This is a genomic window from Paenibacillus silvae (genome assembly GCF_014639235.1).
GTDB lineage: Bacteria > Bacillota > Bacilli > Paenibacillales > Paenibacillaceae > Paenibacillus > Paenibacillus silvae.
The window spans coordinates 79624-99495 of the sequence record NZ_BMFU01000010.1 but is presented as its reverse complement, the minus strand read 5'-3'; the positions used below and the strand labels follow the sequence as shown (position 1 = coordinate 99495).

Below are 19872 nucleotides of genomic sequence, written 5' to 3'. Positions count from 1 at the left end.
TGGGAGGTCATTTAAAATGAAAAAAGGGTCCTCAAGTTTGGTCATGATGCTGATTCTGGTATTAGTGTTATCTGCATGTTCTTCAAGTGGAGGCAATAGTGCGGAAGGGGGCAAGGGCGAGAAGATAAAACTCACCTTCTCCGTATGGGGGGATGTCAACTCGGGTGCGGATGAAGTAAAGCTTGCGGAGGAATTCAATGCTGCACACCCTGATATCGAAGTAAAGTTCGAACCTATACCAAGTGAAGGCTATGGAACAAAGCTCACCACATCCTTGGCCGCAGGTCAGGCACCGGATGTGTTCCTCGTTGGTGAAGGTGACTATTACAAATACGTGGACAAAGGTGTAATTGAGCCGCTTGATGACTACTTGAGCAAAGACACTTCGTTTAATCTGGATATTTTCCAAAAGGATCTCATTGAAAATATGAAAATCGACGGCAAACAATACTATCTGCCTAAAGATTTCAATCCGCTTGCTCTGTGGTACAACAAACGGATGTTTGATGAAGCGGGAATCCCTTATCCAACAGATGAGTGGACATGGGATGATATGATTGCAACTGCACAAAAGCTGACTAAAAAAGATGGCAATAAATACACTCAATTCGGATTTAATGCAGGCAAATGGGAGTACCCAATCTATACGTACCTCTGGGATTACGGTACTGATATCGCAAGCGAGGATGGAACAACGGCGGAAGGTTACATGAACAGTGAAAAAACGATAGCGGCAATGGATCAGTATGTCTCCTGGTCTAAAGGGGATAATCGTGTATCCCCGACGCCGCTGGACTCCGAGACGCTTGGCGGAGATTCCTCGATGTTCATGACAGACAAGCTTGCCATGATGATTACAGGCCGCTGGATCAAAGGTGATCTTGATAAATCCGATGTTCAATATGGTTCTGCACTTATTCCCAAAAATACCGACGGCACACGCTCAAGCATAATTGCAAGTGCGGGTTGGGCAGTTAACGCAGCTGGTAAAAATAAAGAAGCAGCTTATGAGTTAGTGAAATGGTTGTCTGGTACAGATGCCCAGAAACTTCGCTCTGCGAACGGTAAAGTGCTGCCAGCCACTGTGAAGGAACTGGATGAAGTCAAAGCCAAAGAAGTAGCTGACAAACCGGTCATCGAGATGATGGATTATGCTAAAAAACCGATCACGATGCGTTCTGCCAATGGACCTGTGTTTGTTGAGGAATTCACCAAGGCGCTGGAGAAAATGCTGCTCGGCAAACAGGATGTCAAGGGTGCTCTGGATGAAGCTGCGAAGAACGTTGACAGCAAAATCAAGTAAAAACCATGCGGGTGAGTCGGCGGCCATGCCGATTCACCTTCTTCATCAAGGAGGCTGCTATGCGCAATTCTAAATCCGAGCGTGCCGGGTATTGGTTTATCATGCCCTGGTTTGTAGGTTTGCTGCTCTTTACTATTGGTCCAATGTTATTCTCCCTGCTGCTGGCTTTCAGTAAATGGGATATTATTACAGGCGTAAAATCCATCGAATGGGTTGGGCTGGACAATTTCAAAACGATGTTTCATGATGAGCTGTTCTATCAATCGCTGAAGGTTACCTTTATTTTTGCGCTGGTCTCTGTACCGCTATATCAGGCAGCATCTCTGCTGATTGCGCTTATGCTGAATATGCGGAATAAGGGAATGAAATTTTTCCGTTTAATTTATTTCATGCCATCGGTTATTCCCGCTGTTGCGGCATCGATGATGTGGATTATGATTTTCAACCCGGAATATGGCATTCTGAATCGCGCACTTGCCTTTTTCGGTGTACAGGGTCCAGCCTGGCTTCAAGATCCAAGCTATGCGCTTGGCGCACTGATTGTTATGGGCCTGTGGGGCATTGGCAACACCATCATCATTTATTTGTCTGGCTTGCAAGGCGTTCCCGAGGAGCTGTACGAGGCGGCAAATCTGGATGGTGCAGGACCGTTTCAACGTTTTTTCAACATCACACTTCCTATGATCTCCCCTACGGTGTTTTTCAATGTCATTATGGGGATCATCGGCGGATTCCAGTATTTCACCCAAGCATTCGTCATGACCAACGGGGGACCGCTGAACTCGACCCTGTTCTATAACCTGTACCTCTACAATAAAGCCTTTACCGATTTCGAAATGGGCTATGCTTCCGCACTGTCCTGGGTATTGTTCATCATCATTCTGGCGTTTACGCTGCTGGTCATCCGCAGTTCTTCCATGTGGGTCTACTACCAAGGCGATAACGAAAAGGATTGAGAGGAGGACCAATGATGAATCAAGCAACGACACGGAAACTTGCCTATTCCAAATTATTCTCGCTTCTTATGCTTATTGCTGGTGCAGCCGTCGTGCTGATCCCGCTGTTATGGACATTTGCAACGTCGTTAAAGACACCTGCCGAGGTGTTCAAGGACGATTTTTTCCCGGCAGTATGGATGTGGTCCAACTATAAGAATGCTATTTTGGCAATCCCGTTTTTTACATTTTTGAAAAATACGCTGATTATTCTGATCCCGGTATTAGTCGGCACCGTTTTCTCGGCCGCCCTGTGTGCGTATGGCTTCGCCCGGTTTAATTTCCGTGGCAAGCGCACATTGTTTCTGGTGCTGCTGGCAACGATGATGCTGCCTTCACAGGTCACGATGATACCGATGTTCATCATGTTCAAGGAAATCGGCTGGGTTGATACATTTTTGCCGCTCATTATCCCTGCATTTTTTGGAGGCGGTGCGTTTAATATCTTCCTGATTCGCCAGTTCATGCGCGGTATTCCGCGTGATCTCGATGAGTCGGCTTTTGTGGACGGGGCCAACAAAATGCAGATTTTCACCAAAATTATGCTGCCGCTGTCCATGCCGCCGTTGATTGCCGTATCCATCTTCACCTTCATGGGCGTATGGAATGACTTCCAGGGACCGCTCATTTATCTGAATTCCAGTGATAAGTACACGCTGGCTCTAGGGCTGTCAATGTTTAAGGGACTGTACAACGTGGAATGGAACATGCTGATGGCGGCAACGATGCTGATTATGCTTCCGCCACTTATCGTATTCTTTGTTGCACAAAAATACTTTATTGAAGGTATCTCCATCTCTTCTGCAATCAAGGGCTGACCAGTCTGTATGACGGAAGAAATGAGTGTTTAGCCAAACGGCAGAGGAGGACAACGATGGCGTCATTAACAAGCAGACATCCATTTAATTTGTATTACAACGCAGGAGAATATGTGAAAATTTGCGGTACCCAGGATGGCTACTTTCCTGACTTTGGGCATCATATGGCAAATGAAATGGGCGGAGTGTGGCTCCACCCGATCAAGCTGCTGGACGGATTCTGGCTGAAGGTCACCGACCTGGATAGCGATATTGCTGTGTGGGCGAGGGCAGACGGCTACACAAGCGAGTCATGGGGTGGAAGCCGGTTCGATTATGATCACGGGTTGAGCCACATTCCGGTATCCATTGAACGCAGTCAGTTTGCCCCCGATGATGAAAAGGGCATGGTCGCTGAGTATGAGATCAGCGCATATGGCAAAGGAACAACCCGGCTCAAGCTGGAGCTGCTGTCGCGTACCGATCTGCGTCCAGTCTGGTATTCCGATGAGATCGGAATTATTGCGGGAACTGGCGAAACAGCGGAAGAAATCTCATCACGCAAAGTCATCGTAAAGGATAATGCACATGACTGGTATGTCATGATTGGAAGCGACCTGACAGGAACGGACATAAGAGTGGGGCCTGAGATTTACGGACCTGAGCTGACGGCAGGCAAGGGCACGGGCGTTTCTTTTGTTACCGAATGCTCGCTGCAGGAGAAAGAGGTATTCCGCTTCAGGTTATTTGTGGCTGGCTCGGAGTCATCGCGTGAAACCTGTGAGCAGACATACGCTGTCATCGAACGTGATTACATCAGCATGAAAGAGCAGAAGCAGCAGTTCTATCACAAGCTGGATGAGCGCGCCGTGCTGACCATTGAAGGTGAGGATGAGCTGAACGAGCAGTTCGCCTGGGTGAAGCGTAATACGCAGTGGCTGGTACAGCAAGTGGATGGTATTGGCCGTGGATTGACGGCAGGTGGACCCACATATCCGTGGTGGTTCGGCTGCGACAGTACGTATGCTCTTCAAGGTGTACTTGCTACAGGAGATCATCAATTAGTGAAGGATACGTTGAATTTATTGCTGGAGAAATCCCGGGAAGCAAATGGCAATGGCCGTTTTGTACATGAAGTTACAACGATGGGGGCTGTATCCAATCCGGGCAACACGCAGGAGACAGCGCATTATATTGCCTTTGTGTGGGAGATGTTTCTGTGGACAGGGGATGAGACACTTCTGCGCGAGCATTATGATTACTGTGTTCAGGGCATCAAGTGGCTGCTGGAGGAGATGGATCAGGACGGAGACTTGTTCCCTTCCGGTTACGGCATTATCGAGATTGCCGGACTCAATATGGAACTGATCGACAGTGCAGTATACACTGCCAAGGCTCTTCAGGCGCTGGAGCAGATGAGTCTCTATTTGGGTGAGACGGAGCGGCATGAGACGTATCAGCAGCTGGCTGAACAAGCGGTACGCGCCGTGAATGCGGTGTATTGGTCTGAGCAAAACAGCCTCTATACAGATGCGGTTGCTCCGGTTTCCGATATTTTGCCCAAGGTGGATTACATGGTTTCTCTCGCTGAAAAGCAAGGCATCACGGGTTACCGGGAGTATGTGGACGGATTACTGGCAGACGCAGGTGAAAGTCAGCAGGACCGCGGCTGGCTGCTGAATAAAAATTGGGTCATCGTTACTCCGATGGAAGCGGGAATCGCTGATCAGGAAAAGGCAGAGCGTGCGCTGGAGACCATGAGAAGCCGCGACTTCATCGGCGATTATGGCACGTATCTTGCTGCCATCTATCAACAGGGCACGATGACCATTTCAACCGGAGCACACGCTGTTGCAGAAGCAGCATACGGCCATCCGGATCATGCGCTTGATTTACTGCGACGGATGGGTAAAAGCTTCTCCCGTGTGCTTCCTGGCTCCTTCTCGGAAATGTCGCCGGACTACGGCTGCGTGGTGCAGGCATGGACCATCTATACGCTGGCTGTGCCGGTAGTACGATACTTCTTCGGTATTCAGCCGGAAGCCCAGCATCGTCGTGTAACCCTGGCACCGGATATGCCTCAGGCATGGAAACACAAGAGCTGCAGTCTGGAGCATGTCGCGGTGGGCGATGCGCAGTTTGATATTTATTTTGAAACACGTGAGAGCAAGCGGTATGTTAGCATTTCCAACACATCAGGCTGGACGGTCGTTCTGGACTGGAAGGGAAAGAGACGGGAAAGTAGCGAGATACGAATCGAATGGCAACTGGAGCAATGACATGGGAGGAACGGATAGATGAAAGGAAACAGAGCACTTCAAGCCGTTATTTTTGATCTGGATGGTGTCATTACCGACACAGCGGAGTACCATTATATAGCGTGGAAGAAGCTGGGGGAGTCACTGGATATTCCGTTTGACCGGGAATTCAACGAGCAGTTAAAAGGCATTAGCCGTGAGAAGTCACTGGCCCGCATTTTACGTCTGGGCGGCAAGGAGCACGTGTATTCGGCTGAGGAAAAGGAAGAGTTTGCCCATCGCAAAAACGAGCACTATGTCTCGCTGCTGAATTCACTGACCCCGGAGCATACCTATCCTGGGATTCGGGAATTGCTGCTTGAGCTGCAAGCCTCTGGAATTCCGGCGGTGATCGCCTCAGCCAGCAAAAATGCCCCTCAAATTTTGAGGGCACTGGAACTGGAAACGATGTTCAGCTATGTGGTGCATCCCGATTCCGTGCCGCGAGGCAAACCTGCTCCTGACCTGTTCTTGCGAGGAGCAGAGGAAGTTGGCGCAGACATTGAAGCGTGCATCGGCATTGAGGATGCGCAGGCAGGGATCGAGGCTATCAAATCCGCAGGCATGATTGCCATAGGGATCGGTGAAGAGGCTGGGCTTAAAGCTTCCGGAGCCGATGTGGTGCTGAAGGATACGAAACAGCTGTCCCTGTCATTTCTGGAGCGCACATTGCAGGAGCACAGCCATTAAGTGAAGAAGGGGGATGGCAGTATGGAGCGGGCATGGTGGAAAGAAGCCGTAGTATACCAGGTGTACTGGCGCAGCTTTCTCGATGCAAATGGGGACGGCATTGGGGATCTGCAGGGCTTGATGCTGAGACTTGAATATATTCAAAGTCTGGGCATTGATGTCATCTGGTTAAATCCAATTTATGAATCACCGGATAAAGACAACGGATACGATATCGCAGATTATTACCGTATCATGGCAAAGGCGGGAACAATGGAGCAGTTCAGACAGCTGCTGGACAAGGTCCATGAACTTGGCATGAAGCTCATTATGGACCTTGTAGTGAACCATACTTCCGAGCAGCATGTATGGTTTGAAGAGTCACGTTCATCCGTCGATCATCCGAAACGGGACTGGTATATATGGAGGCCAGGCAAAGAGGATGGGCCGCCAAATAACTGGCGCTCTTACTTCGAGCCATCGACATGGACCTATGACGAGCAGACAGAAATGTATTACTTCCACTCCTTTGCCAAGGAGCAGCCTGACCTGAATTGGAGAAATTCCGATCTCCGTCAAGAGATCTACAGAATGATGCGCTTCTGGCTGGATCAGGGCATTGACGGGTTCCGTATGGATGTTATTAATCTGCTGGCCAAGCAGGAAGGATTCCCGGATGCGGAGCATCCAGAGCGCATTGACTATTTGGGCAATAATCCGGGCATTCATGAATATTTGCAGGAAATGCATCGTGAGATTCTCCAGCATTATGACATTATGACTGTAGGAGAAATCCCTTTTGTTACACCGAAGGAAGGTCTTCTGTATGTAGGAAGCAGCCGTAAAGAGCTGCATACCTTGTTCCATTTTCAGGTGGCGGATGATATGCCTGTATGGGATTTGGCGCGTTACAAAGAAATTCAGCAGAGCTGGTATGAAGCGTTCAGCGAGGAAGGCTGGAATTCCCAGTTTCTGAACAATCATGATCATACCCGTCAGGTGACGAGGTACGGTAATGATGCACAATATCGTGTGGAGTCCGCCAAATTGCTGGCGACGATGATTCACACTCTTCCAGGAACACCATATGTATTTCAGGGAGAAGAGATCGGCATGACCGGTGTTCGTTACTCCTCTATTGAAGAATATCAGGACATTGCCATGAAGAACAAATATAAAGAAGAAATCGGGAAAGGTCGCGCGCCAGATGAGGTTCTCCGCAGTCTCCAGCCGCTGAGCCGGGATAATTCCCGTACCCCGATGCAGTGGGACGGAAGCAAGCATGCCGGGTTTACCAAAGGTCAGCCATGGATTCAGGTGAATCCTAATTATGAAGTGATTAACGTTGAACGTGATCTGGCTGCGAAGGACTCCATATTTGCATATTATCAGCAGCTGATTGCTCTGCGTAAAACGCATGCAGTTATGGTCTATGGAGATTACTGTGACCAATCGGCAGGGGAAAAGCATGTATATGCTTACAGCCGCAGCCTGGATGGAGTCATCTGGCTTGTTATACTCAACCATTCCGATCAGGAGCAGTTCTATCGTGTGCCGCCATCATTAAGTGACCGGTATGCCAATGCTCGTCTGATTATCGGCAATCTGGAGCGCTCAACCTCTGACTCAGACGTGGTTACAAACGTTGATCTTCGTTTGCGTCCGTATGAGGGGCTCATTTACTCTTTATAATGTATTGCAAGCATAACCAGCACCTGACGGGAGGCACCCGCCAGGTGTTTTTGTTATTAAAATCAGTTGGTGAAATACCTCCGGCAAAGGAAGTTTCCTTGCAGGAAGCGAAAGCCAAGGTTCCTTTTCCAATCAGGCAGCCTGTAGTACCTTTAACAAATACGGTCCATTGATTTTATTTTTTCATAAAATAAGGTACACAAATGGTACAAAATGAACTAAAATGAACTTATATAAACTTTAATGAACATCAATGGAACATCATCAAGGTCAGAAGAGGTCAGGCGCACATGAAATCATTTTACAAGACGAAAGGAATGGATTACAGATGGAAAACCGTTATGCAGCACACCCGAATGAGGTCAAAAAATATGATACAGCTCGTTTGCGTGAGGAATTCCTCATGGAGCAATTGTTTGCGAAGGATGAACTGGTAACTGTATACTCCCATGTGGATCGTTATATCGTAGGAACGGCTGTAACTCAAAGCAAGGACATCGCCCTTGAAGTAAACCTGAAAGATATCGGAACGGACTTTTTTCTGGAGCGCCGTGAAATCGGTATCATTAACGTAGGTGGACAAGGTACAGTGACAGCGGATGGAGAAGTGTATGAGATCGGGGCGAAAGAATGCCTTTATATCGGTAAAGGGGTTAAGGAAGTTGTGTTCAAGAGCAACGGTACAGAGCAAGCGGCTCAGTTCTATTTTGTCTCCACACCAGCTCACCATACCTATCCGACGGTAAAAGCAACTCAGGAGCAAGCACAGCCGAATCACCTCGGCAGCATTGAAAGCTCCAACGAACGTACCATTTATCGTTACATTCACCAGGGTGAAGGCGGAATCAAGAGCTGTCAGCTGGTGATGGGTATCACAGAGCTCAACAAAGGCAACATGTGGAACACGATGCCAGCGCATACGCACAACCGTCGTTCCGAAGTATATTTGTACTGGAACCTGCCTGAAGATGGCGTAGTATTCCACATGATGGGTGAACCGGATGAAACGCGTCACCTCGTTGTGCGGGATCGTCAGGCGATCATCTCCCCGAGCTGGTCCATTCACAGCGGTGTGGGTACAAGCAACTATACATTCTGCTGGGCGATGGCTGGAGAAAACCAAACGTTCGAGGATATGGACGGCGTAGCGATGAAGGACCTGAAATAAGAAATTAAAGATGTCCGAGTTAATTTGACAGGGTAACTCGGAGGTATAGGAAGTTGATTAGATGAATCCATTGAAACGACATGAGAAAATAATGGAGGCTCTGCTGGAGCGCCAGGAGGTCACGGTCAGCGATCTGAGCGAGCTGCTGCAGGTGACAGGCAAGACGGTACGTGAGGATCTCGATAAGCTGGAAAGCATGGGGCTGCTTGTGCGTGTGCACGGCGGGGCGATGCTTGCTCAGAACGACCAATATGGGATTTTGAACAGTCGGGGAGCACTGGAGAAACATCAGTCCGAGAAAACGGAAATTGCCGAGCGTGCTCTTGCGTACATCAAGCCTGGTGATATTGTAGCGCTCGATGGCGGAAGCACCACGCTGGAGATGGCGAAGCGGCTCGATAACCAGCCGCTGACCGTCATCACGAGTGACCTGTACATCATTGCGGAGCTAACCAAAAAGGAGCAGATCAGGCTGGTCGTGCCTGGCGGCGCGCGTGTGCGCAATATGCTGGTAGGTGACGATACAGCGGCGTTTATTTCCGGTCTGAACATTCACAAAGCTTTTATCTCAACGACTGCGCTTCACCCCGAATTCGGGCTGTCCATCTATACAGGGGATCTGGTTCCGTTGAAAAAAGCAATGATTGCCGCCGCACAGCAAGTATTTGGTGTGGTGGATCATTACAAGTTCGGGCAATTTGCTCTTCGTACCTTCGCGCAGTGTGCTGAACTGGACTATATTATCAGTGACGGGCATCTGGATGAAGAGACAGCGGCGCTCTACAGGCAGAGCGGTGTCCATGTGGATTACCAAAGTTAACTTCATGAATTTTTAACGGTATTAAAAATAAATAATGATGTTGTTGTTTGCATATCAAAGACATGCGGAGGAATCGTTCATGAACCCATTTGATTTAAGCGGACAAGTTGCAATGGTTACAGGTACTTCAGGAGGACTCGGTCAAGGAATGGCTGTCGGCCTTGCGGAAGCGGGCGCTGATGTGGTGCTGGTTTCCTATTCCAAGCCTGCAGAAACGGCAAGTGCAATTGAAGCGCTGGGACGCAAAGCGTATATCATTGAAGCTGATCTGAGCAAGGAAGAGGAACTGTCAGCTGTGTTCGAAAAAGCACTGTCATTCCAGGGCAGAATTGATATTCTCGTCAACAATGCCGGTATCATTCGCCGTACTCCGGCAGCAGATCACGCACATCAGGACTGGCATGATGTCATCGCCTTGAATCTGAATAGTGTATTTTTCCTGAGTCAGCTGGCGGGCAGACATATGATCGAGCGCGGAAGCGGTAAAATCATTAACATCGCATCGATGCTTTCTTATCAAGGAGGCATTAATGTACCAGGATATACAGCGAGTAAACATGGTGTTGCCGGATTAACGAAGGCACTCGCCAATGAATGGGCGGGCAAGGGCATTCAGATTAACGCGATTGCACCAGGTTATATGGAAACGGATAATACAACGCAAATTCGTGCCGATGAGAACCGTTACCGGGATATTACGGCGCGTATTCCAGCGGGCCGTTGGGGTACACCAGAGGACTTGAAAGGCCCGGTTGTATTCCTGGCTTCGTCCGCATCGGATTATTTGAACGGTCACGTACTGAATGTGGATGGCGGATGGATGGCACGCTAGGCCATGATCCGATTCCAAAATGCATTAAGCAGAAGGAGGACAGTGAGATGAAACTAGGTGTTCTTGCACACACATTTGGCAAGCGACCTACGGCTGAACTGGCGCAGACGATTGCCGATAATGGATTCAATGCTGTGCAGCTGGCTCTGGCAAAGGCCTTGTCCGATGTGGATTCTGCGAACGGCAAATTGAGTCCGGGTCTGGCTAATGAGGTTGGGGAGCAATTCGCAAGCCGTGGGGTGAAAATCGCCGTGCTGGGCTGTTATATTAACCCGATTGATCCCGATCCTGTGAGCCGCCGGGAAGACATTAATCGTTTTAAGGAGCATCTGCGTTATGCCAGGGATTTTGGCTGCAGCATGGTGGCAACTGAAACAGGGGAGCGCACAACGTATCGTGATACCCATCCGGATACCTATGATGAGAAGTCCTGGAGTGTGCTGAAAGATACGCTGGAGGAGATTACAGAGGAAGCCGAAAAATGGGGCGTACACGCCGCTATTGAACCGGTTGCGACCCATACGCTGCATACGCATGAGCACATGACTCGTTTGTTTGAAGAGATTCCTTCATCCAATCTGGGCATGCTGTTTGATCCGTGCAATCTGATCAAGCACCATCATACAGCGGATCAAGGCGCGTTTTTGCGTGAAGTGATGGAGAAGCTCTATGAGCGGATCATTGTGATTCATGCGAAGGATGTAGCCTTCAACGCACAAGGGGAGAAATACAATCCTGTTCCTGGTGCGGGCATTCTGGATTATCCTTTGTTCTTCGAACTGCTGAAGACCTACAAGCCGTATATTAATATCTCGCTGGAGGGTGTAACAGCAGAAGAGGCTGTGCCTGCTGCGAAGCATCTGAGAGAGGTTTGGAATTCGGTGAACGTGTAACGGGTGAGATTTAATTAGGTGAGCAAGCCTTTAACATTCATATAAATTGCTGGCCGGGAATCATAGCTGAGCTGCGGCTGCGGCAGGAGAGTCATTATCCTACACTGGAAGCTGGCCTTCATTGGATGCTGGCTTGCAGCGTATGTCGTCTAATGATTTCAGATAGCAGTCTCATAAGCCTTTGCGCGAGCGAAGGCTTTTTTTGATATTAACGTTTTAAAGTGTTGATGGTATATTAGTGTTAATTGTATGGTTATGGAGAGGTTAATGGTTATGGATATCAAAAAAGTTATGTGAATCGAATTTGGCATGTCCATGGCTAACATTTTAATGTTAATCATTAGTGGTAAGATGATCTAATTTAGCAACCTGGGTCGATGTTTTATAATTTATTTTATTTCACATCGGAAAAATCGGAAATAACTCTTTTCAAAACCGACATCTTATGAGAGAATATGTAAAACATAACCGCCATGAGAAGACATCAGGAAGCCATGATTGAGAATCAAATGTATCATAATGCAGATATCAAGGGAGGATTCAGATTTATGTCAAACGAACGTGAGCTTTCATTTGAAACGTTAGCTATTCATGCAGGCCAAGAGATTGATCCAACAACTCATGCCAGAGCTGTACCTTTGTACCAGACAACATCGTATGGATTCCGGGATACGGAGCACGCTGCTAATCTGTTTGGTTTGAAAGAGTTTGGCAACATCTACACACGTCTGATGAATCCAACGACCGATGTGTTTGAGCAGCGGATTGCGGCATTGGAGGGCGGAGCCGGAGCACTCGCAACAGCTTCGGGGCAGGCCGCGATTACGTTTTCTTTGTTAAACATTGCTGGTGCAGGTGATGAGATTGTATCCGCGGCAAGTTTGTATGGTGGTACTTATAATTTGTTCTCTACTACACTGCCTAAGCTTGGGATCGATGTGAAATTCGTGGATTCCAGTAATCCAGAGAACTTCCGGGCGGCAATTACGGACAAAACAAAAGCGTTGTACGCTGAAACGATTGGTAACCCGCAAGGTAACGTACTTGATATTGAAGCTGTGGCAGCGATTGCTCATGAGCATGGCATTCCTCTGATTTTGGATAACACGTTCCCAAGCCCGTATCTTCTGCGTCCAATCGAGCATGGAGCAGACATTGTGGTTCACTCTGCAACGAAGTTCATCGGTGGGCACGGTACATCGATCGGCGGCGTTATCGTAGACAGCGGTAAATTCGACTGGAAGGCCAGCGGAAAATTCCCTGGATTGACTGAGCCGGACCCAAGCTATCATGGGGTCGTTTATACCGAAGCGGTTGGACCGATTGCTTATATTATTAAAGCGCGGGTGCAATTGCTGCGTGACCTGGGTGCATCGATCTCTCCATTCAACTCATGGCTGCTGCTGCAAGGCTTGGAGACACTGCATCTGCGCGTAGAGCGTCATAGCACCAATGCACTGGCTGTAGCAGAATACCTGGAGAAACATGAAGATGTTCTGTGGGTAAGCTACGCAGGTCTGCTAAGTCATCCATCCTACGAGCTTGCGCAGAAGTACCTGCCAAGAGGACAAGGTGCAATTTTGACCTTTGGTATCAAAGGCGGCGTTGAATCGGGCCGTAAATTGATCGAAAACGTAAAATTGTTCTCTCACCTCGCAAACGTTGGTGATTCCAAGTCGCTGATCATTCATCCGGCAAGCACTACACATGCTCAATTGACGGATGAAGAGCAGAACGCAGCTGGCGTAAATCCAGAGTTGATTCGTTTGTCCATCGGGACAGAGAATATTCAGGACATCATTTACGATCTGGAGCAAGCGATTAAAGCGAGCCAGGGTGCAAGTGTAGGTGCGTAAATAGCTGGAAAGAGATGTAATATATATGAAGAGCTATGAAGAGCTATGAAAAGCTATGAATAACTGTAAGAAATGTAAGAGTTGTGAAGAGCCGTGAAGAATAACGTGTTATAATCAATTTTAGACAAGGGCCAAAGCCAGCGTTAGCGTGCTTTGGTCTTTTCTTTGTGAGTAGGGATATAGTTTAATTCATATTAATTTATTTCATTTCATTTGAAGGCTAACGAATCCTAGTGATCTTATTTTCCGCTTTTTGCTGGGTTTGAAAATCTAACGAATCCTAGCGACCCTATTTGTCAAATTCTCGGCCTGAGAAAGAGGGAAATGGGCTAAATGCGATGAATAGTGTCTCCACGAATCGTTAGAAATCTAAACGGGGTGTTTTCGGGGAAATAAGGCTTCTGGGATTCGTTAGCCCGCACGCTGGTGTTGGGAACGAACAGGGGTAGTATGTTTCATGATATGCCTGGAATTTTATATGGAATACCCATTTACAAATTCACAACACAGGCATATAATTAAACAAAAGTTGTATTGAGTAAACATAATTGCATAAGCACAAAAATGATTATCATTCTCACTGAATCTTCGATTCGCTGAGAATGTAAAATCATCTCTAAACCATGCTGCTGCGGGATTCCCGCAGCAGCATGTGCCATTTTTAGGGCAATAACAATGGCTCTCATTCTCAATACAACTTGGATCAAGGCAGCCATATGGGAATCAGATGAGAAGCGAAAATGGGCAGCAGTTGAAACGTTGGATTCAGCGAAGTTCAAGCAAAAATGCAAAAGAACAATAGCAGCAAGAGTAACAGCAAGAGTAACAGTAGCAGCAGCAGCAGCAAAAAAAGAAAGAGAAAAAAGCGAAAAAGCAGCGTCACTACGCTAAAACTCATACGCGAAAGGAACGTGATTCATATGCAAGCGATACACCAATCTTTACAAGGAAAACAGCAAGCGAAACAGCAATCGGCCAATACGCCCGGTCCTAACCGGGGCAAGAAGCCAGACTTCCGTGTCATGCTGAAGAACAAGGAGATGCAGGCGGCGTTAGGCAGTGGTCTGATGATGCTGATTGCCTGGGGGATTGCTCCTTACTTTACGACATTATCTGTCATACTCTACATCGCGGCTTATGCCATCGGTGGCTGGACCAAGGCCAAGGAAGGCATTGAAACGCTGGTTAAAGATCGTGATCTGGACGTTAATCTGCTGATGATTGCCGCTTCGCTCGGAGCCGCAGCCATCGGGTACTGGAATGAAGGAGCGATGCTGATCTTTATCTTTGCCCTCAGCGGTGCACTGGAAAGCTACGCAACCGAGCGCAGTCACAAAGACATCTCATCCTTGCTGGCACTCAAACCGGAGACGGCCCTGCGCATTGAGGATGGACAGATGAATGTGGTTGCTATTGAGGATCTGAAAGCGGGAGATTTGCTGCTGGTGAAGCCGGGCGAGCTGATTCCTGCGGATGGTGTTGTTTATCGGGGGAGCTCTTCAATCAATCAAGCTTCGATTACCGGGGAATCCATGCCCGTAGATAAGAGCACAGGCGACGAAGTGTATGCAGGTACGGTGAACGGCGAGGGGGCATTATATGTCGAGGTCACGAAGTCGGCTGAAGGATCACTGTTCGGCAAAATAATCAAGCTGGTGGAGGAAGCGCAGGCCGAGGTGCCGGATTCGCAGCGATTTATGGAACGGTTTGAAGGCATCTATGCACGGATTGTGGTAGGAGTCACCCTGCTTGTTATTGCGGGAACACCGCTGTTTTTGGGGTGGACATGGAGTGAAGCTTTTTATAAAGCGATGGTCTTTCTGGTTGTGGCTTCCCCTTGTGCGCTTGTGTCATCTATCATGCCTGTGATGCTGTCAGCGATGTCCAGCAGCGCACGCCGCGGCATTTTGTTCAAGGGAGGGGCACATATGGAGAATATCGCCCGGACCAAGGTCGTTGCTTTTGACAAAACAGGTACACTCACGATGGGAACACCACAAGTTACGGATATACTGACAGCTTCCCATGTGAGCAGAGAGCAATTGTTGTCCGCTGTGGCGTCTGTTGAAAATCTCTCTATGCACCCTCTTGCCCTGGCCATTGTTGAACAGGCGAACAAGGAGAACTTGCATCTTCAGGAGGCAGAGCATGTGCAGTCGATTACGGGGCACGGCATTGAAGGAACGGTAAATGGTGCCGTATGGAAGATTGGACGGCTGGACGGAACTGCATGGACAGAAAGAATGTCCGACGTTGTAACGGGGTCAATCTCTGATACGACAAGTTTGGAAGGCGCGGCGGATTGGGAGAAAGTATGTGCCCGACTGGAGCAGGAAGGGAAAACCATCTCTGTTGTAACAGTCAACGGTGAGTTCGCTGGTTTGATTGCGATGAGGGATATGATTCGTCCTCAAGCTGCAGCTGCTGTGAAGAAGCTGGAGAGTATGGGGGTGCAAGTAGCGATGTTGACCGGTGACCGTGCCCGTTCAGCGTCGGTGATCGCACGTGAAACCGGGGTTAGTATGGTCTATGCAGACCTGCTGCCTGAAGATAAAGTGAAGCAGGTGCAAGCGCTCCGCGAGCAATATGGCCATGTGCTGATGGTTGGTGACGGGGTTAACGATGCACCCGCACTTGCAGCAGCAACGGTAGGAATGGGCATGGGCTTGTCAGGGAGCGGGACGGCTATTGAGGTGGCCGATGCGGTGCTGATGAACGATAACATCGAAGAGATTGCCTGGGTCATCGGGCAGGCGCGGCGGGCAGAACGCACGGTAAAACAAAATATGTGGTTTGCGATTACCGTCATTCTGGCGCTGATTGCGGGTAATTTCCTGCAGGATGTAGCACTGCCACTTGGGGTGGTTGGGCATGAAGGCAGTACAATTCTGGTTATTCTGAATGGACTGAGACTGCTGCGATAAGGTGAGCTGCTGGTGCATAACGAGCATATTTGTAAAAAGTGTTGAAGCGATAGGGCATCGACGTGTGTGAGCATTTTTGTTAACGGATATAGTCCGGCAAGCTCCCGTTTGAACCTGTGGTCAGAGGGTAATAGTCGAAGAGACGTTATAACGTATACGTATCTTAATGAAGAATTACAACTAATGATAAGGGAGCTGTGAAAAATGGGCCGTTACGTACAAGTTGAACCAAATGTAAAAGTATATGTTGAAGATATTGGTGAAGGGACCCCGGTACTCTTTTTGCACGGCTGGCCTGTTAATTATAAAATGTTTGAATATCAGCTGAATGTGCTGCCAAAGCACGGCATTCGCACCATTGCGATGGATTTCAGAGGTTACGGCTTATCGGATAAGCCATCCACCGGATATGATTATGACCGCATGGCTGATGATGTGCGTGCTGTCATTGATGATCTGGGGCTGACGGATGCCGTGCTTGCCGGCTTCTCCATGGGTGGTGCGATTGCAGCGCATTATATGGCGCGTCATCAGGGACACGGGATATCCAAGCTTGCCCTGCTGTCAGCAGCGGCGCCTGTATTTACACAGCGTGAAGGTTATCCGTACGGCTTGACGCCGGAAGAGCTGAACGAGCAGATTATTGAGCCAATCTTTGAAGATCGTGCGAAGCTGCTGGATACGTTTGGCGGAATGTTTTTTGCCAAAGAGCACAGCAAGCCCTTCATGAATTGGTTCCATGCACTCGGCATGGAGGCTTCGTCTTATGGTACGATCAGCAGTGCCATGGCGCTGCGGGATGAGGATTTACGCGGAGAACTGGAGACCATCCAGGTGCCTACGGCTATTTTTCACGGTAAAAAAGATGAAATCTGTCCGTTTGAATTCGCTGAACAGATGCACCAAGCAATTCCGTCAGCCGAACTGGTGGTATTTGAGGAAAGTGGGCACGGTGCATTTTACGATGAGTTGGAAAAATACAATGCCGAACTGATTCGATTTATTCAATCTTGATCTATAAGATCTTGTTGTTTCAGATAAAAATAAATTGATTGGCTTACAGATGATTTCAGCAATTTCAGTAATTTCATGGAATCTTCATTTGTGACTAAAAAAAGAACCCGACCTCAGCTTTGCAGCTGTTGCTTGGGTTCTTTGGCTTATCATTGAATTTTCGCTTTAAGCTGATGTTCTAATCTAGAAAAGCTCGGTCAGGCCGATCATCGTAATCAGACCCAGCAGGAAGGAGATAGTGGCAACACGTGCGTTGCCATCGCCATGGCTTTCGGGAATGAGCTCTTTGTAAACGATAAACATCATCGCACCGGCTGCAAACGCAAGACCATACGGCACAAGACCAGCCACAAGACTGCTGAGGGTAAATCCGATCATGGCGGTTACGATCTCTACAGCTCCGGTCAGTGTTGCAATGCCAAGTGCTTTGAAGCGGCCAATGTTCTGATTGACCAGGAACAGAGCGACCAGGAATCCTTCGGGTGCATTTTGCAGACCTATGGAAAAGGCGATCAGGTTGCCCAGATTCTCATCCGTACTTGCGTAGCTTACACCGACAGACAACCCCTCCGGCAAGTTGTGCATGGTGATCGCGGCGATAATCATGAAGGCCTTGCCTTCGATTTTGAAAGGCATCTTCTCGGGGTTCTCCAGGTCTACATGCGGAATCCGCATCTCCAGTACAAGCAGAACCAGACTGCCCAGCATGATGCCAAAAGCGAGTACAAACAGATTGGATTGCCCGAGCGCTTCGGGAATGAGATTGTACACCGAGGCTGAGGTCATAATGCCCGCTGCGTAAGCGAGCAGAATGTCACGCAGACGATGTGATATTTTACGCATAAATAAAATCGGTACGGCTCCAAGTCCGGTAGACATGGCCGAAATAATACTGCCTAGCAGAGCATCGTTCATGCTTCCATTTTCCCTCCTGATGAAGACTTCTTCATAATCGCTGCCGAGCATTGACACCGTACATAAAAGAGATCATAATGAACAACAGATTAGAATGATTATAAATTAGAATTCCGTTTCTGCATAGGTGAATCATCATTTTCTCAGGCAGTTCTGATGGACATGACGTGGGCTATTCGTTTTAGTGTATGCAACTGTCCGCGCTTTTGATGCCGGGGAGCCTGACCTTTTTGCAGAACCTAGAGGAGGAACTATACATGTATAAATCAATTATTATTGGAACAGGCCCTGCAGGGCTGACAGCAGCAATCTATCTGGCACGCGCCAACCTGAACCCGCTCGTAATTGAAGGACCGCAACCTGGCGGACAGCTGACAACAACGACGGAAGTGGAGAACTTCCCGGGTTTCCCTGATGGCATCATGGGCCCTGAGTTGATGGACAATATGCGTAAACAAGCGGAGCGTTTTGGCGCAGAATTCCGTACGGGCTGGGTAAACAACATCGACATGAGCGAGCGCCCGTTCAAAATTCAAGTCGAAGGTATGGGAGAACTCGTATCCGAAACCTTGATCCTGTCTACAGGCGCATCTGCTAAATACCTGGGTATCCCGGGAGAAGAAACAAACGTAGGTCGCGGTGTCAGCACATGTGCAACATGTGACGGATTCTTCTTCCGCAATAAAGAGATTATCGTTATCGGCGGCGGCGATTCCGCCCTGGAGGAAGCAAATTTCCTGTCCCGTTTCGGTTCCAAAGTAACGCTGGTACACCGTCGTGAAGAGCTTCGCGGCTCCAAAATCATGCAGGATCGTGCACGTAGCAACGAAAAAGTGGAAATGGCGCTTAACCGTACACCACTTGAAGTTATTGCCGGCGAGAACGGTGTGACAGGTCTGAAAGTGCTTAACAACGCGACAGGTGAAGAAGAAATTCTTTCGGCAAGCGGCGTATTCGTAGCGATCGGCCACACACCAAACACAGGCTTCCTTGGCGGTCAGATTACAACCGACGATCATGGTTATATTTTGACAACACCAGGCACTTCTGAAACGAATATTCCAGGTGTATTCGCATGTGGTGACGTTCAGGATACACGCTACAAACAAGCGATTACCGCAGCAGGAAGCGGATGTATGGCTGCGATGGATGCAGAGAAATTCATTGAAAGCCTGGAGCACAGCGCGGTTGCACTGTAATTCGGAGCCATCTGACAATACGGATATGGGATTAAACGTTAAAGGTCCGGTGTTTGAGTAATGCCCATTAGGCCTATAAATAATTAACCGTATAAATTAAATAATCATAATATGAGGTGAATTGAACATGGAAAACGTAATTGTTTACACATCCACAAACTGCCCGAACTGCAAATCTGTAAAGTCTTTCCTGGCTGATAAAGGCATTGCTTACGAAGAGCGCAACATCGAAACCAGCGACGAGTTCGCACAACAAGTATGGGACATGGGCGTACGCGCGGTTCCTTTGACTGTAATCGGTGAACACCGCATTCTGGGTATGAACAAAACGCAATTTGCGAAAGTGCTGGACGCTTAAATCAGGCTTGATAATCTAGAACAACATGTGATGAAAAAAGTTTTGATTCATATGCAATTCCGGTTTTCGCGAGCCGTTAGAATATAGAAAAAACCGTACCTCAAATGGGTACGGTTTTTTGAGCATGTGCTGTGAGAATA

General features: G+C 48.3%; 17 protein-coding genes. 16 read left to right on the top strand and 1 reads right to left on the bottom strand.

The annotated features are described in order from the left end of the window. The first annotated feature begins 16 nt into the window (after positions 1-16). The 14 genes from IEW26_RS24245 (at position 17) to IEW26_RS24180 (ending at position 17260) form a co-directional block, all read left to right on the top strand. Positions 17-1303 carry an ABC transporter substrate-binding protein gene (locus IEW26_RS24245; RefSeq protein WP_188594234.1) on the top strand — a complete coding sequence of 429 codons (1287 nt, stop codon included), beginning with the start codon at positions 17-19 and terminating at the stop codon, positions 1301-1303. Positions 1304-1362: 59 nt separating this feature from the next. Continuing rightward, a complete protein-coding gene (locus tag IEW26_RS24240) occupies positions 1363-2259 on the top strand; it encodes a carbohydrate ABC transporter permease (protein WP_145406001.1) in 897 nt (298 codons plus the stop codon). A gap of 11 nt (positions 2260-2270) precedes the next feature. Beyond that, complete coding sequence (locus IEW26_RS24235; protein WP_308423566.1) at positions 2271-3116, top strand: carbohydrate ABC transporter permease; 846 nt, start codon at positions 2271-2273, stop codon at positions 3114-3116. 56 nt (positions 3117-3172) lie between these two features. Then, a complete protein-coding gene (locus IEW26_RS24230) occupies positions 3173-5374 on the top strand; it encodes an alpha-L-rhamnosidase-related protein (protein WP_188594233.1) in 2202 nt (733 codons plus the stop codon). Between the two features lie 18 nt (positions 5375-5392). Then, the gene (gene pgmB, locus IEW26_RS24225) at positions 5393-6082 is read left to right on the top strand and encodes a beta-phosphoglucomutase (RefSeq protein ID WP_188594232.1); all 690 of its coding nucleotides are present in this window, start codon (positions 5393-5395) and stop codon (positions 6080-6082) included. A gap of 21 nt (positions 6083-6103) precedes the next feature. Further along, entirely contained in the window at positions 6104-7753 is a 1650-nt protein-coding gene (locus tag IEW26_RS24220) for a glycoside hydrolase family 13 protein (protein ID WP_188594231.1), read from the top strand. Positions 7754-8081: 328 nt separating this feature from the next. Beyond that, positions 8082-8921 carry a 5-dehydro-4-deoxy-D-glucuronate isomerase gene (gene kduI / locus IEW26_RS24215; protein WP_111268368.1) on the top strand — a complete coding sequence of 280 codons (840 nt, stop codon included), beginning with the start codon at positions 8082-8084 and terminating at the stop codon, positions 8919-8921. A 61-nt stretch (positions 8922-8982) separates the two neighbouring features. Beyond that, the gene (locus tag IEW26_RS24210) at positions 8983-9741 is read left to right on the top strand and encodes a DeoR/GlpR family DNA-binding transcription regulator (protein WP_184183433.1); all 759 of its coding nucleotides are present in this window, start codon (positions 8983-8985) and stop codon (positions 9739-9741) included. Between the two features lie 79 nt (positions 9742-9820). Next, positions 9821-10573 carry a 2-dehydro-3-deoxy-D-gluconate 5-dehydrogenase KduD gene (kduD, locus tag IEW26_RS24205; protein ID WP_111268370.1) on the top strand — a complete coding sequence of 251 codons (753 nt, stop codon included), beginning with the start codon at positions 9821-9823 and terminating at the stop codon, positions 10571-10573. A 47-nt stretch (positions 10574-10620) separates the two neighbouring features. Further along, the gene (locus IEW26_RS24200; protein WP_188594230.1) at positions 10621-11466 is read left to right on the top strand and encodes a sugar phosphate isomerase/epimerase family protein; all 846 of its coding nucleotides are present in this window, start codon (positions 10621-10623) and stop codon (positions 11464-11466) included. Between the two features lie 548 nt (positions 11467-12014). Beyond that, positions 12015-13322, top strand: coding sequence for a homocysteine synthase (locus IEW26_RS24195; RefSeq protein WP_188594229.1), 1308 nt, complete (start codon positions 12015-12017; stop codon positions 13320-13322). 675 nt (positions 13323-13997) lie between these two features. Then, positions 13998-14213, top strand: coding sequence for a hypothetical protein (locus IEW26_RS24190; RefSeq protein ID WP_188594228.1), 216 nt, complete (start codon positions 13998-14000; stop codon positions 14211-14213). Positions 14214-14242: 29 nt separating this feature from the next. Next, positions 14243-16246 carry a heavy metal translocating P-type ATPase gene (locus IEW26_RS24185; protein WP_188594227.1) on the top strand — a complete coding sequence of 668 codons (2004 nt, stop codon included), beginning with the start codon at positions 14243-14245 and terminating at the stop codon, positions 16244-16246. Between the two features lie 204 nt (positions 16247-16450). Continuing rightward, complete coding sequence (locus tag IEW26_RS24180; protein WP_188594226.1) at positions 16451-17260, top strand: alpha/beta fold hydrolase; 810 nt, start codon at positions 16451-16453, stop codon at positions 17258-17260. A gap of 183 nt (positions 17261-17443) precedes the next feature. On the opposite strand, the gene IEW26_RS24175 is transcribed toward IEW26_RS24180, so the two are convergent. Then, entirely contained in the window at positions 17444-18175 is a 732-nt protein-coding gene (locus tag IEW26_RS24175; protein ID WP_111268374.1) for a ZIP family metal transporter, read from the bottom strand. 257 nt (positions 18176-18432) lie between these two features. On the opposite strand from IEW26_RS24175, the gene trxB reads away from it, so the two are divergent. Then, positions 18433-19374, top strand: a complete 942-nt coding sequence (trxB, locus tag IEW26_RS24170; RefSeq protein ID WP_111268375.1) for a thioredoxin-disulfide reductase — start codon at positions 18433-18435, stop codon at positions 19372-19374. 127 nt (positions 19375-19501) lie between these two features. Next, positions 19502-19732 (top strand): glutaredoxin family protein, encoded by a 231-nt coding sequence (locus tag IEW26_RS24165; RefSeq protein ID WP_111268376.1) that lies wholly within the window; start codon positions 19502-19504, stop codon positions 19730-19732. Positions 19733-19872: the final 140 nt, after the last annotated feature.

What these genes read in the sequence shown, in the direction of transcription:
- IEW26_RS24245 (WP_188594234.1), top strand. Translation starts at nt 17, where the DNA reads ATGAAAAAAGGGTCCTCAAGTTTGGTCATGATGCTGATTCTGGTATTA.
- IEW26_RS24240 (WP_145406001.1), top strand. Translation starts at nt 1,363, where the DNA reads ATGCGCAATTCTAAATCCGAGCGTGCCGGGTATTGGTTTATCATGCCC.
- IEW26_RS24235 (WP_308423566.1), top strand. Translation starts at nt 2,271, where the DNA reads ATGATGAATCAAGCAACGACACGGAAACTTGCCTATTCCAAATTATTC.
- IEW26_RS24230 (WP_188594233.1), top strand. Translation starts at nt 3,173, where the DNA reads ATGGCGTCATTAACAAGCAGACATCCATTTAATTTGTATTACAACGCA.
- pgmB (WP_188594232.1), top strand. Translation starts at nt 5,393, where the DNA reads ATGAAAGGAAACAGAGCACTTCAAGCCGTTATTTTTGATCTGGATGGT.
- IEW26_RS24220 (WP_188594231.1), top strand. Translation starts at nt 6,104, where the DNA reads ATGGAGCGGGCATGGTGGAAAGAAGCCGTAGTATACCAGGTGTACTGG.
- kduI (WP_111268368.1), top strand. Translation starts at nt 8,082, where the DNA reads ATGGAAAACCGTTATGCAGCACACCCGAATGAGGTCAAAAAATATGAT.
- IEW26_RS24210 (WP_184183433.1), top strand. Translation starts at nt 8,983, where the DNA reads ATGAATCCATTGAAACGACATGAGAAAATAATGGAGGCTCTGCTGGAG.
- kduD (WP_111268370.1), top strand. Translation starts at nt 9,821, where the DNA reads ATGAACCCATTTGATTTAAGCGGACAAGTTGCAATGGTTACAGGTACT.
- IEW26_RS24200 (WP_188594230.1), top strand. Translation starts at nt 10,621, where the DNA reads ATGAAACTAGGTGTTCTTGCACACACATTTGGCAAGCGACCTACGGCT.
- IEW26_RS24195 (WP_188594229.1), top strand. Translation starts at nt 12,015, where the DNA reads ATGTCAAACGAACGTGAGCTTTCATTTGAAACGTTAGCTATTCATGCA.
- IEW26_RS24190 (WP_188594228.1), top strand. Translation starts at nt 13,998, where the DNA reads ATGGCTCTCATTCTCAATACAACTTGGATCAAGGCAGCCATATGGGAA.
- IEW26_RS24185 (WP_188594227.1), top strand. Translation starts at nt 14,243, where the DNA reads ATGCAAGCGATACACCAATCTTTACAAGGAAAACAGCAAGCGAAACAG.
- IEW26_RS24180 (WP_188594226.1), top strand. Translation starts at nt 16,451, where the DNA reads ATGGGCCGTTACGTACAAGTTGAACCAAATGTAAAAGTATATGTTGAA.
- IEW26_RS24175 (WP_111268374.1), bottom strand. Translation starts at nt 18,175, where the DNA reads ATGAACGATGCTCTGCTAGGCAGTATTATTTCGGCCATGTCTACCGGA.
- trxB (WP_111268375.1), top strand. Translation starts at nt 18,433, where the DNA reads ATGTATAAATCAATTATTATTGGAACAGGCCCTGCAGGGCTGACAGCA.
- IEW26_RS24165 (WP_111268376.1), top strand. Translation starts at nt 19,502, where the DNA reads ATGGAAAACGTAATTGTTTACACATCCACAAACTGCCCGAACTGCAAA.